The sequence below is a fragment of the Salinivibrio sp. ML290 genome (assembly GCF_001995695.1).
GTDB lineage: Bacteria > Pseudomonadota > Gammaproteobacteria > Enterobacterales > Vibrionaceae > Salinivibrio > Salinivibrio siamensis.
The window spans coordinates 56,676-69,882 of sequence record NZ_MUEY01000006.1 but is presented as its reverse complement, the minus strand read 5'-3'; the positions used below and the strand labels follow the sequence as shown (position 1 = coordinate 69,882).

General features: G+C 52.6%; 9 protein-coding genes. 3 read left to right on the top strand and 6 right to left on the bottom strand.

What is annotated here, in order from left to right:
* Window positions 1–77 precede the first annotated feature (77 nt).
* On the bottom strand, window positions 78–3,968 hold the full coding sequence (gene purL / locus BZG23_RS07110; RefSeq protein ID WP_077606528.1) for a phosphoribosylformylglycinamidine synthase: 3,891 nt from the start codon (window positions 3,966–3,968) through the stop codon (window positions 78–80).
* 388 nt (window positions 3,969–4,356) lie between these two features.
* Here purL and mltF point away from each other — a divergent pair, with 388 nt between their 5' ends.
* Window positions 4,357–5,877: a membrane-bound lytic murein transglycosylase MltF gene (gene mltF / locus BZG23_RS07105; protein WP_077606558.1), complete on the top strand. Its 1,521-nt coding sequence runs from the start codon at window positions 4,357–4,359 to the stop codon at window positions 5,875–5,877.
* A 7-nt stretch (window positions 5,878–5,884) separates the two neighbouring features.
* Entirely contained in the window at window positions 5,885–6,046 is a 162-nt protein-coding gene (locus BZG23_RS16645; protein WP_167369481.1) for a hypothetical protein, read from the top strand.
* Here the strand turns inward: BZG23_RS16645 and tadA are convergent.
* Both tadA and BZG23_RS07095 read right to left on the bottom strand, forming a co-directional pair.
* Window positions 6,043–6,585, bottom strand: a complete 543-nt coding sequence (gene tadA, locus BZG23_RS07100; protein ID WP_077606527.1) for a tRNA adenosine(34) deaminase TadA — start codon at window positions 6,583–6,585, stop codon at window positions 6,043–6,045. The two genes, BZG23_RS16645 and tadA, sit on opposite strands and share 4 nt — an antisense overlap.
* 98 nt (window positions 6,586–6,683) lie before the next feature.
* The gene (locus BZG23_RS07095) at window positions 6,684–8,198 is read right to left on the bottom strand and encodes an AbgT family transporter (protein WP_046075047.1); all 1,515 of its coding nucleotides are present in this window, start codon (window positions 8,196–8,198) and stop codon (window positions 6,684–6,686) included.
* A gap of 349 nt (window positions 8,199–8,547) precedes the next feature.
* Here BZG23_RS07095 and BZG23_RS07090 point away from each other — a divergent pair, with 349 nt between their 5' ends.
* A complete protein-coding gene (locus BZG23_RS07090; RefSeq protein ID WP_046074990.1) occupies window positions 8,548–9,408 on the top strand; it encodes a pirin family protein in 861 nt (286 codons plus the stop codon).
* A gap of 82 nt (window positions 9,409–9,490) precedes the next feature.
* On the opposite strand, the gene BZG23_RS07085 is transcribed toward BZG23_RS07090, so the two are convergent.
* The 3 genes from BZG23_RS07085 to guaA all read right to left on the bottom strand — a co-directional run bounded on the left by BZG23_RS07085 (window position 9,491) and on the right by guaA (window position 13,168).
* On the bottom strand, window positions 9,491–10,324 hold the full coding sequence (locus tag BZG23_RS07085; protein ID WP_077606526.1) for a nucleotidyl transferase AbiEii/AbiGii toxin family protein: 834 nt from the start codon (window positions 10,322–10,324) through the stop codon (window positions 9,491–9,493).
* Window positions 10,278–11,300: a type IV toxin-antitoxin system AbiEi family antitoxin gene (locus BZG23_RS07080; protein WP_241837191.1), complete on the bottom strand. Its 1,023-nt coding sequence runs from the start codon at window positions 11,298–11,300 to the stop codon at window positions 10,278–10,280. Before BZG23_RS07080 ends, BZG23_RS07085 begins: the two co-directional genes overlap by 47 nt.
* A gap of 290 nt (window positions 11,301–11,590) precedes the next feature.
* Window positions 11,591–13,168 carry a glutamine-hydrolyzing GMP synthase gene (gene guaA / locus BZG23_RS07075; RefSeq protein ID WP_046074992.1) on the bottom strand — a complete coding sequence of 526 codons (1,578 nt, stop codon included), beginning with the start codon at window positions 13,166–13,168 and terminating at the stop codon, window positions 11,591–11,593.
* Window positions 13,169–13,207 lie beyond the last annotated feature (39 nt).

Genomic DNA, 13,207 nt, shown 5'->3' with positions numbered 1-13,207 from the left:
GATAAAAAATCATCCATCGATTCACGCATAACACGAAAAAGCCGCCAAACGATGGCGGCTTGTATCACATTTAAGGGTTACCCCAAGGTCACCCGCGCATTGCGGAACATACGCATCCACGCACTGTCTTCGCCCCAATCATCGGGGTGCCAAGAGTTGGCGACTGTACGGAATACCCGCTCAGGGTGCGGCATCATAATGGTGACGCGGCCCGACTCTGTGGTCAGCGCGGTAATGCCATTCGGTGAGCCATTCGGGTTGGCAGGATACGCTTGTGTTGGCTGGCCGTGATTATCGGTGTAACGCAGCGCCACCGTGCCTGACGCTTCAATGGCCGCCAGATGCTTAGCATCACGCACCTCAACGCGCCCCTCACCATGCGATACCGCAATAGGCATCCGTGACCCTGCCATCCCGGCAAAGAAGGCGGAGGGGCTGGATTGCACTTCCACCATGCTAAAGCGGGCTTCAAAGCGCTCCGACTCGTTACGAACAAATCGTGGCCAGTGTGCAGCGCCTGGGATCAGTTCATGTAGGTTCGATAGCATCTGGCAGCCATTACACACACCAAGTGCTAAGGTGTCTTCACGCGTAAAGAAGGCACTAAATTGATCGCGCGCGCGGCTGTTAAACAAAATTGATTTTGCCCAGCCTTCACCGGCGCCCAACACGTCACCGTAAGAGAAGCCGCCACAGGCCACCAGCCCTTGGAAGCCGTCCAAACTGACGCGTCCTGAGAGAATGTCACTCATGTGAACGTCCACGGCGTTAAATCCAGCGCGATCGAAGGCAGCTGCCATTTCCACATGCGAGTTCACGCCTTGCTCTCGCAAAATAGCCATGGTCGGTTGTTGACCGGTGGCGATATAAGGCGCAGCGATGTCTTCGTGCACATCAAAGCTCAGACTGGCGTGCAACCCAGGATCGACCGCCTGCTTAGCGTCAAATTCTTGGCGAGCACAGTCCGGATTATCGCGACGCGCTTGCATCTGATACGTGGTTTCAGCCCAAATCTGACGCAGGTACTGACGACTGGCTTGATAGATAGGTACCTCACCGTGACGTAAGATAATCTCATCGCTATCACTTAGGCCGCCAATCAGGTGGCTGCATGCGGTTAATTGATGTTCATCCAACACCGCATTAACACGCTCGAGATCTTGCGCGGCCACTTGGATCACCGCGCCCAGCTCTTCGTTAAACAGCACCGGCAAGGCATTGTCGCCTAGGCGGGCGATATCCACGTCAATACCGGTGTGACCGGCAAACGCCATTTCCGCCAAGGTGACGAACAGTCCGCCGTCGGCTCGGTCGTGATACGCCAGCAGCTTTTGCTCTGCCACCAAGGTTTGCATCGCATGGAAAAAGCCTTTTAGGCGGGCGCTGCTGGTGACATCGGCAGGCTTATCGCCCAATTGATGATAAACCTGAGCCAACGCGGTTGCGCCCAGACGCTGCGCGCCCTCACCGAGGTCAATCGCAATTAAGTGGCTATCACCTTTATCGGTACGCAGTTGTGGGGTCACGGTACGACGCACATCTTCCACGCGGCCAAAGGCGGTGATGATCAGCGACATCGGCGCGGTGACGGTTTTGTTTTCACCGTCTTGCTGCCACTGGGTTTTCATCGACATCGAGTCTTTACCCACAGGAATGGTCAGTGACAGCTCAGGACACAGCTCCTCGCCAACGGCTTTAACCGCTTCGTACAAGCCGGCGTCTTCGCCCGGATGACCTGCCGCGGACATCCAGTTCGCAGACAGTTTAATGTTAGTCAGGCTACCAATATCGGCACAGGCAATATTGGTAAGTGCTTCGCCGACCGCCATACGGGCAGAGGCAGCAAAGTCAAGCAAGGCAGCTGGGGTACGCTCACCCATCGCCATCGCTTCGCCGTGATAACTGTCATAGCTGGCCGCCGTCACCGCACAGTTGGCGACCGGTACCTGCCACGGGCCGACCATTTGGTCACGAGCAACCAATCCGGTCACCGAACGGTCACCGATAGTGATCAAGAAGGTTTTCTCCGCCACCGCCGGCAAGCGTAAAACACGCTCACAGGCTTCATCCAGCTCAATGCCTTGGGTGTTAAGCGCAACACCTATCACTTGCTGACGCGTCACATCCCGATGCATTTTGGGCGCTTTACCCAGCAAGATGTCCATCGGCATGTCGATGGGGGTATTGTCGAAGTGGTTATCTTCAAGCGACAAGTGACGCGCATCGGAGGCCTCACCAATCACCGCGTACGGCGCCCGTTCACGCTCGCACAAGGCTTCAAAACGCGCCATATTTTCGGGTTTGACCGCCAAGACATAACGCTCTTGTGACTCGTTACACCAAATGGCAAGCGGACTCATTCCCGGCTCGTCATTAGGAATATCACGCAAATTAAAGCGTCCACCACGGCCACCATCATCGACCAACTCTGGCATGGCATTGGACAGGCCACCCGCACCCACATCGTGGATAAAGGCAATCGGGTTATCGTCGCCAAGCTGCCAGCAACGATCAATCACCTCTTGGCAGCGACGCTCCATTTCTGGGTTCTCACGCTGTACCGAGGCAAAGTCTAAGTCTTCCGCAGACTGGCCTGATGCCATCGACGATGCCGCCCCGCCGCCAAGGCCGATGTTCATCGCCGGACCACCTAACACAATCAGTTTGGCGCCCACATCTATCTCGCCTTTTTGCACATGGCCATCGCGGATGTTACCCATACCACCGGCGATCATGATGGGTTTGTGGTAGCCACGCACTTCCTCACCGGCATGTGAGGTCACCCATTGCTCATAGGTACGGAAGTAGCCCAGCAAGTTAGGGCGACCGAATTCGTTGTTAAACGCCGCGCCGCCCAACGGGCCTTCCAGCATAATATCGAGCGCAGTGGCAATGCGCTCAGGCTTGCCATAATCGCGCTCCCACGGCTGAATAAAGCCCGGAATTTTAAGGTTAGAGACAGAAAAACCGACCAATCCCGCCTTAGGTTTGCCCCCGACACCGGTCGCCCCCTCGTCACGAATTTCACCGCCAGAGCCGGTCGCTGCGCCTGGCCACGGTGAAATCGCGGTGGGATGGTTATGGGTTTCCACCTTCATCAAAATATGAGCCGGCTCATGATGATATTGATAAGTGTGGCTCTCTGGAGTGGGGAAAAAGCGTCCAACGTTTGAGCCAGTCATCACGGCTGCGTTGTCTTTATACGCCGACAGCACGTTATCTGGGGTTTGCTCATAGGTGTTTTTGATCATCTTAAACAGCGATTTAGGCTGCTTTTCACCATCAATAGTCCAGTCGGCGTTAAAGATCTTGTGTCGGCAATGCTCTGAGTTAGCTTGCGCAAACATCATCAGTTCGATGTCGTTTGGGTTACGCCCCAGCTGGGTGAAGTTCTCGACCAGATAGTCAATTTCGTCTTCTGCCAGTGCCAACCCTAAGGCTTGGTTCGCCTCAACTAAGGCGGCTCGGCCACCGGAGAGAATGTCTACGCTATGCATCGGCGCAGGTTCCGCTTGCTCAAACAGCACCGCGGCGGCCTCAAGCTCATCGAACACAGCTTCCATCATCCGATCGTGCAACAATCCGACTAAGGTCGCGTGTTGCTCATTGGTCAAAGGTGCAGATAACTGAATATAGTACGCCGTCCCGCGCTCCAAGCGTTTGACCGCATCCAAGCCGCAGTTATGGGCAATATCGGTTGCCTTGGAGGACCACGGCGACAAGGTACCGGGACGAGGCGTCACGAGAAACAGCGTCCCTTCAGGCGCATGCGGCGGTAAGGTTGGTCCGTAAGTCAGCAGCTTTTCGAGCTTTTCGCGACTCGCGCTATCCAAAGGATGATACAAGTCGGCGAAATGAATAAACTCAGCATACAGTGCCGTGACAGGTAACTGGTGTGCTTGGCAGCTCGCCAGTAATTTGTTGACACGAAACTCAGACAGTGCGGGGGAACCACGCAAAATATCCATGTGCGTACGTCTCTCGTTAGCGGTAAATGAAAGGGGTATACCCAAGTTATCGCATCTTGGCACCATAACTTGGGTATCACCACCGGCATTGCCGCAATGGTTGCTCTCTCCGTTATCGTTAACGCTGACTCCCACGTTGCTCGGAGGTGTCGCCACGCCACACGCGCTTTAAGACTGGCGTTTTGCCTAAGCGGCCGCCATTATAGGGGAAAACTGTCACCGACAACACACCTGACGCAACCGTTTGCGCAAAAAATTTTCCCTCTATCGGTCTGACGTCTATTCACGTAGAATGGCGCGTCTATCGATCATCGCTAGCCGTTTGATGCTGGCATGCAACAGTGAGCGACAGCCTTTGACACAGCGTGACTTTTCTTTGCGATCATGGATGATTAGCCTAACGGTGCTTGTGCTTAGCCTCACCGTCACAGGCTGTGATTGGACGTTCGACGATCGTACCGTTCTAGAAAAAATTCGAGACCGTGGTGTCTTAAGAGTCGGGACACTCAACAACGAACTCTCTTACTACATCGGCCCCGACGGCCCTACCGGACTAGATTACGAGCTCGCCGCTCGGTTTGCTGACAAGCTCGGGGTCAGGCTAGAAATGGTGCCCACTTATACGCTTTCCGGCCTCTTTCCAGCCCTTGAACGCGGCGACGTGGATCTGATTGCGGCAGGCCTTACCATTACCGACCAACGTTTAGCTCAGTTTCGCCCAGGCCCTGCCTACTACTTTGTCAGCCAACAAGTGGTCTATAAAAAAGGGCATTGGCGCCCGCGGGATGTTGATGATTTTAATCGTGAAGATGCCATCATGGCGGTAGTGGAAGACTCTAGCCACGACCTCACCTTGCAAGCGTTAAAACAAGACCACCCTGATCTCAGCTGGAAAGTCGTGCAGGACGCCGACGATGATGAGCTGCTTAAACAAGTCGCAGACGGTGAGATTGACTTTACCATTGCCGACTCGGTCGATATTGCCTTGATGCAACGCACCCACCCAGATATTGCCGTCGCCATGGCCCTCAGTGAGGACGAACCCGTAGCCTGGTTTATGAAAAAGCAAGGCGACAGCAGCGCCTATGCCTTAATGGTCAACTTCTTTGGTGAGATAAACCAAACTGGCGAATTAGCTATTTTAGAAGAGAAGTATTTTGGTCACGTCGACCAATTCGATTACGTCGATACCCGCGCCTTTTTACGGGCACTGGAGAGCAAGTTGCCTAAGTGGGAGCCGCTTTTCAAAAAGCACGCGAACGATTTTGATTGGCGCTTACTGGCGGCCCTATCGTATCAAGAGTCACATTGGAACCCACGGGCGATCTCCCCCACTGGGGTGCGCGGCATGATGATGCTTACCCTGCCGACGGCCAAATCCGTGGGCGTGCGCAATCGCCTCGACCCAGAACAAAGCATTAAAGGCGGTTCGCTCTACCTGCAACGTGTACTTGACCGTGTACCAGACAGTGTTAATCCACACGAGCGCATTTGGTTTGCTCTCGCGTCTTACAATATTGGTTTTGGCCATATGATGGATGCGCGCCGACTGACGGAGGCGCAAGGCGCCGATCCTAACTCTTGGAGTGATGTAAAACAGCGTCTGCCACTGTTAGCCAAGCGCCAGTATTACACCCAAACACGCTACGGCTACGCGCGTGGCTACGAAGCGCTTAGCTACGTCGAAAATATTCGCCGCTATTACCAAAGTATTCTAGGCTATGAGAAAGCGCACATAGAGTCACTCGACAGCCAACAAGTTGAAGATCTCGGTGGTCTGCAGACGATCGTCGCCCCTGACGAGCCGTCGGAAAATGCCCCCGAGCAAACAACCGAGCAAGCGCCTGACCCGGCGTCATCACAGTCAGAGGATAACTCGACACCGCAATCAGACACGCAACCGCAATGAGGACAGCATGGTTCCAAGAAAACGGCTGGTGAAACAAAGCTTTCGCAAAAACAACATTTCATCCGCTAACCGGCGTAAGCGTATGCGCCAAAATATGCACAAGAAGGTACTTTGGCGACAACGTGCCTTTGCGATTCGTGAATTTGCGGCCTTTGATGACGCGTTTTAGGACACCTTGCCTGAGTCAGGTAAGCAAGATTGAGATTGACAGGCTGCTTTTTTAGCGGCCTTTTTTTCGGCGCGACGACGGCGGAAAAAGGCTTGCAGTTGCGCACGRCATTCCGCTTCTAACACCCCTCCCTCACTTTGCACATGATGATTAACACCCTCATAGCTGAGTAAGTTCATTATCGAGCCAGCGGCCCCGGTTTTGGGATCAGGCGCGCCAAAGAAAACCTTTCTGACACGGCCATGCACCATCGCCGCCGCACACATGGGACAAGGCTCTAATGTCACATAAAGATCCGCGTCTAATAAACGATAATTACCCAGCACTTGGCCAGCTTGGCGTAATGCCATCACTTCGGCATGGGCCGTCGCATCATGCTGGGTAATGGTTCGGTTCCACCCCGTGCCCACTACCTCACCTTGATACACCACGACAGCGCCAACAGGCACTTCACCCTCTTGCTCCGCTTTGTCTGCTAGCTGGATCGCGTGGCGCATATAAACGTCGTGCTCGCTATCCGACGCGTGTGGATCTTTCATCCCAACCTCTGTGACTAACAACCTAATACGCCCTCAGTATACGATACAAATAAGCCGGCTCGAAGGCCGGCTTAAGACACTCAACGCGCAACAGCGTATTACTGCACCAAGTATTGGTAACTGGCTTGAATGCCCAGAGGCAATCCTAGCGCCCAGTAGGCGAGTAAGAATAAGGTCCAGCCCACCAGCATGGTCAGAGAATAAGGGATCATCATTGAGGCCACGGTACCAATCCCCGTGGTTTTCACGTAACGCTGGCAGTACACCACCACCAACGGGAAGAACACCATCAATGGCGAGATAATGTTCGACACAGAATCACCCACACGATAAGCCGCTTGCGACAATTCAGGGGAAATGCCCACGACCATTAACATCGGCACGAGAATCGGCCCAATCAGCCCCCATTTCGCCGACGCGGAACCAATCAATAAGTTCACCATTGCCGTCAGCAAAATCATCCCCACAATCGTCATCTCACCTGGCAGGTTCATTGACTGCAACAGCTCCGCGCCGTTGAGCGCCAACAAAGTACCAATGTTTGATTGGGTAAATGCGGCCAAGAATTGCGCGCAGAAAAACGCCATCACCATATAAGCGCCCATGGTCGCCATGGTGTCAGACATGGATTTGATCACGTCTTGGCTAGTTTTAAAGGTACCCGCGGTTTTGCCATAAACAATACCTGGAATAATAAACAGCACAAAAATCAGTGGCACGATCGATTGCATAATCGGTGCATCAAAGGCGGTCAGCTCGCCCGCCGGTGAGCGGAGCGGTGACGTTTCCGGCCATGAGGCCGCCACCAGCGCGGCAATTCCTAGCAGCATCGCCAGCCCAGCTCGATTAAACGCCTTCCCTTCAATTGCCGTAAAGGAGCCTAAATCTGGTGCGTCTTCTGCGTCCTCATCAATCGGCGTGCGATTTAGACGTGGCTCGACTATTTTCTCAGTCACAAACCAGCCCAGCGCCACAATCAAAATCGATGACAGACCAGTGAAATAGAGGTTCGCAAGCGGGTTTACCTGATAGCTATCGTCCAACACATGCGCGGCAGATTCAGTAAAACCGGCCAGCAAAGGATCAATCCCTGACGGAATAAAGTTCGCGGAGAAGCCGCCGGATACCCCGGCAAAGGCGGCAGCAATACCTGCCAACGGATGACGACCCGCGGCGTGGAAGATAATCCCACCCAGCGGGATCACCAGCACATAGCCTGCATCTGCGGCGGTATGGGAAACGATCGCCACCAGAATCAGCATCGGCGTAAGCGCTTGCTTTGGCGTCACACTCAGCATTTTCTTAAGGCCAGTGGTAATAAAGCCGGACTGGTCAGCCACCCCCACACCGAGCATCGCCACCAAAACAATCCCCAGCGGCGCAAATCCAGTAAAGGTGTCAACCATATTGGCTAAAAAGTGGGCGAGCGCACTACCGGTGAGCAGGTTTTTAACTTGGACAGCGTCACCGGTCAAAGGGTGGACTGAATCAAAAGAAACCTGAGAGAGAATGGCTGATAATACCCACACGGTGATCAGCCCCCAAAAAAACAAGAGCGCGGGATCCGGAATTCGGTTCCCTGCCCGCTCTATCATGTTCAAAAACCGATCCATGCCGCGCGGCTGGCCAGCATCGGTTGAGTCGCTTATGTGTTGGCTCACTGTTTACTCCATTTTTCGATGTTGTGTCTTTGCTTACCTGATCCACCAGGCTTTAGCGACATTAAAATGACAATCCATCGCCAGTAAAGCAAAAAACAGCATAGTTAGCCATAAGCAAGCCAGTTAACCAAATGTTAAATTGATTTGTAGTTAGAAAAGCAGCACAAAAAACGGATGCTTACTGAGGACACTGAAACATTTAGAAACAAAAAACCTATATGGCGTGGAAGTCGTGTTTTAACCCCTAGCAATCTATGTCATCAAATATATGATGGAGGTAAACCCACTAGAGGAGATCACCATGAAATCCATTTCGCGTGTCATAAAAGCCCCTGCACCGCACTGGGTCGGTAATGGTTTCCCCGCCCGCTCGCTGTTTTCCTACCACAATCAAGCGGCGGAGATGAGTCCCTTTTTACTGCTGGACTATGCTGGCCCAATGCACTTTCCGGCGGATGGCGTGAAGCGAGGCGTGGGTGAGCATCCCCATCGCGGCTTTGAAACCGTGACCATTGTGTATCAAGGTGAAGTGGCGCATCGTGACTCCACCGGTAAAGGCGGCGTGATTGGCCCCGGGGATGTGCAGTGGATGACCGCAGGCAGCGGCATTATGCACGAGGAGTTTCATTCCAGGGCGTTCAGCCACACTGGCGGCGAGCTGCAAATGGCGCAACTGTGGGTTAACCTCCCCAAAAAAGACAAAATGACCGACCCGAGCTATCAAGGCATTCGCAAAGCCGATATTCCCGATGTTCCCTTGGCCGATAAGGCAGGCACATTACGGCTCATTGCCGGTGAGTTTGAGGGGCATCAAGGGCCGGCCAAGACCTTTAGTCCCATGCAGGTTTGGGATATACGGTTAAACGCAGGCGGGAAAGTGCAGCTCACTCTGCCACAAGGCTGGACCACCGCGGTGGTGGTGCTGGAGGGCAACGTCAGCATCAACGCCGCCGACCCCATTGGCGACGCCGATATAGCACTGCTTAGCCGCCAAGGCCGCGAGGTCGCATTGCACGCCTCACAAGATAGCGTAATTTTGCTACTCAGTGGCGAGCCCATCACCGATCCCATCGTCGGTCATGGCCCTTTTGTAATGAATACTAAGCAAGAGATTTTGCAAGCGTTCAACGATCTGCAAGCAGGCAAGTTCGGACAGTTATAGCGACTGAGCCGGGACCGCCGTTATCCGCGAATACCAATAGAAAAGTCCGACATTTGGCGGGCTTTGTTTTTTGAAACTGTTCTTACAACGCTAGCCCTGCCCAAAAGTCATTTTGCAGCTGCTCTATCCTCTCATAACTACAAAAGTTCTGACTTCTGAACTGAGCCCTGACCAGTCCATCAATATCAGCTGCCAATGTGGTAATACGGCTGATAGTCTCCGGATTGGTAGCAGGCTCAGACAAAATCATTTTCAAATCATATCCAAGCAAGAAGGCCCCTTGCCGCTCGGTATCATACTCTAAGTGCTCTGCCGGGATATAAGGCTCCCATAGACGATCCGCCTGAACATACTGATACTCAAGAAGAATGGTTAGAAAGTCAGATGCGTCTTTACTGCTCTCGTCACCCCGCTCCTGCCAAGCAATCAGTTTTAGCAAAGTCAGCCCAGCCAAAGACGCAACTTTGATGGTATCGCCTTGCCCTAGTTCTATTGATAGAGCGGCATCGTAAGCTTCCTGAAACCCAGCTACCGTCATGGTGACAGCATGCTCGGGTGGCCATTGTATTTCACCTGCGTCATCGGCGATGGCACCAAAGGGAATAATATCAATTGGCAAACCACTGTCAGGATCTTTAAGCCGATGCGCTTTATTGGTTGCGCTTAATCCGGCATCCAGCAAAGCCTGCTTTACACTGGCGAACGCGTCCCAATCCGGTATCAGAATGCCAGTATCAATATCCCGAGTCTGACGGCCGGGATCACGGCCAAACACATGATACAAAAAGAGATCTCTTGCCGTTGCCCCAGCAACAAAAAATGGTACGCCAGTTTGCTGAGTTGTGCGGGTGATCAGTGTCAGTACAGGCTCAAACCCGGGGTTCAGGGAGTGTTTTAAGGTGTAGATATTGCTCATTGATAAGTTCGGCAACCTCCTTGTTTCGGCTATCTCTGCTTGCAAGTAGCTCAGCGACAGCCAGCAATGCCTTGGCATTGATATTAATATCCAGCGCCTTTCCCCAGAATGCAGGCACCAACCAGAGCCTGCCCGAAGCGTCTGGCTTTGCTTTGAGCAGCGCAAGCTTTTTTTGCAGTGGCTCAAAGGTAAAGAGCTGTAACTCATAAGGCTGCAAATAGCGTGTTAGTTCATCGGCAGCGACTTCTCCTCCCCAGCAATCCATGGATGTTAAAGGGATGTCTCGCCAATCATTCGGCGCAACTAATTTTAGCCCTCCGAGCTTTGGCCTTAGCACGGTACGATAGTGTTCAATCCAGATCTGATAAAGGGCCTCTTTATCCAGAATGCGACGGGTACGACCAAGACTGACAAGCTTCTCGGCTTCTAAGTATTTAAATCCCTTACTCACCATACCTAATGAGATATTTGCCATCTCGGCTATGGCTCGAAACGGCAGATGTAACACATCTTCTTGAGCCAACAAAGCAAACAGAAGCTTCATAAAACCTAACCCTGGCTTTGCCGGCTGTGGAATTGCAAGGTGGTTTTCAGTAAGATTTTTGCCCTCAACCCATAGGTTTAGCCCGTTAAAGCTCACGCGAGCATTACCGGCCTCATCAATAAAATTGATCGCGTTCTTGGTGCAAAAATCGGCGAGATGAGTCGTCAGTCTGTTACACACCAACAGATTGTCTGAGCGAGCAGCGCCTAGCAATGCTGATAGGCTATCTTTACGATGGATACGCTTTATTTCAGTGCTAAACAAATAGCGTTCGCCGTGCACTGTCAGAGTCACCTCAGCATCGGTGTAAGGCTCACCATCCGGCTTAGGATCGAAAGAGTACTCCCCTTGAATCTGCGCAGGCAGATTATCCAAAGCTAGCTTTAGTAGTATCGCGTTATCGTTCACACTCAAATACCGTTCATGAATCATGAACAAATAATAGCCGTGAACAGTGCATTCCGCAAGATAGGCGGCGAGCTTGAATTAAGCAGGCACCGGTTAACATAGACTGTGTAACATATCGCCATAGATAAAAACCACGATGATACATATTCAGCCCCCAGTGAATGCTGCGTAAAGACGTTATCGCTGAGTTAGATACGAGTAACAGCGTTACTTGAGTAATAAACGTTATGGTATTGTGCGACAAAAAATGCCAGTCAGAAAACTGACTGGCATTGTTGTTAGTTGGCAAGGCTTAATGCGCTACCTAGCGAGTCTTATTCCCACTCAATTGTCGCTGGCGGTTTGCCGGAGACGTCGTAAACCACGCGGGAGATGCCGTCGACTTCGTTGATGATGCGGTTTGATACCTTACCCAGGAAATCGTATGGCAGGTGTGCCCAATGTGCGGTCATAAAGTCGATGGTCTCGACGGCACGCAGGGCAATGATCCAGTCGTATTTACGGCCATCGCCCATCACGCCTACCGAACGAACAGGTAGGAATACCGCAAAGGCTTGCGAGACTTTCTCGTAGAGATCGGCGTTGCGTAGCTCTTCGATAAAGATCGCATCGGCGCGACGAAGCAGATCGCAGTATTCTTTTTGAATCTCGCCCAGCACGCGCACACCAAGGCCTGGCCCTGGGAAGGGGTGGCGATAAAGCATGTGGTACGGTAAGCCTAGCTCAAGGCCAATTTTACGCACTTCGTCTTTGAATAACTCTTTGAGTGGCTCAACCAGACCCATTTCCATCTCTTCCGGCAAACCACCGACGTTGTGGTGTGATTTGATCACATGCGCTTTACCGGTTTTCGAGGCTGCTGACTCAATCACATCCGGGTAGATAGTGCCTTGTGCCAGCCACTTGGCATTTTTCATTTTGCTCGCTTGCTCATCGAATACCTCGACAAACACGCGACCAATGATTTTACGCTTGGCTTCCGGATCCGCTTCGCCTTTAAGGGCATCGAGGAAACGGTCTTCGGCATTGACATGGACGATGTTCAACCCAAAGTGGTCACCGAACATTTCCAGTACTTGCTCACCTTCATTAAGACGCAATAGGCCGTTATCGACGAATACACACGTGAGCTTATCGCCAATCGCACGGTGAACCAGCATGGCGACCACAGAAGAGTCGACGCCGCCAGACAAGCCAAGGATCACTTCATCATCCCCGACTTGCTCACGAATACGCTCAATCGCATCGTCAATAATGGTGGCTGGTGTCCACAAGCGCTCGCATTGGCAAATTTGCATCACAAACTGCTCCAACATACGTTGGCCTTGGCGCGTGTGAGTGACTTCTGGATGGAATTGCACGCCATAAAAACGTTTGTCTTCATTGGCCATGGCCGCGAAGGGGCAAGTGTCCGTCTCGGCCACTTTGACAAAATCTTCTGGAATGGCGACCACTTTATCACCATGGCTCATCCATACATCGAGGAGCGCATGCCCGTCATCGGCGATGGCATCTTCAATGCCATCAAACAGTGCACTTTGCCCAACGCGCTTCACTTGCGCATAGCCAAACTCACGGTGCTCAGAGCCGGCCACCTTACCACCAAGCTGCTCGGCCATGGTCTGCATACCATAACAAACCCCTAACACAGGTACGCCGGCATTAAAGACATACTGCGGTGCACGCGGCGAGTTCTCCTCTGCCACGCTCTCTGGGCCACCGGATAGGATGATGCCGTTGGGCGCAAAATCACGAATGTCTTGCTCATCCACATCCCAGCTCCAAAGCTCACAATACACACCGATTTCACGGACACGGCGCGCAATCAGTTGGGTGTACTGGGAGCCAAAATCAAGGATCAAAATACGTTGAGCATGAATGTTCTGGGTCATTATCTGGCTTTCTCAATTAAGTGGAACAAAGGGGAGCCG

Bases quoted from the DNA above. Each gene is read 5' to 3' on its own strand.
- BZG23_RS16645 (WP_167369481.1), top strand. From the start codon at position 5,885: ATGGTTCCAAGAAAACGGCTGGTGAAACAAAGCTTTCGCAAAAACAAC.
- BZG23_RS07095 (WP_046075047.1), bottom strand. From the start codon at position 8,198: ATGGATCGGTTTTTGAACATGATAGAGCGGGCAGGGAACCGAATTCCG.
- mltF (WP_077606558.1), top strand. From the start codon at position 4,357: ATGATTAGCCTAACGGTGCTTGTGCTTAGCCTCACCGTCACAGGCTGT.
- BZG23_RS07080 (WP_241837191.1), bottom strand. From the start codon at position 11,300: ATGATTCATGAACGGTATTTGAGTGTGAACGATAACGCGATACTACTA.
- purL (WP_077606528.1), bottom strand. From the start codon at position 3,968: ATGGATATTTTGCGTGGTTCCCCCGCACTGTCTGAGTTTCGTGTCAAC.
- guaA (WP_046074992.1), bottom strand. From the start codon at position 13,168: ATGACCCAGAACATTCATGCTCAACGTATTTTGATCCTTGATTTTGGC.
- BZG23_RS07090 (WP_046074990.1), top strand. From the start codon at position 8,548: ATGAAATCCATTTCGCGTGTCATAAAAGCCCCTGCACCGCACTGGGTC.
- BZG23_RS07085 (WP_077606526.1), bottom strand. From the start codon at position 10,324: ATGAGCAATATCTACACCTTAAAACACTCCCTGAACCCCGGGTTTGAG.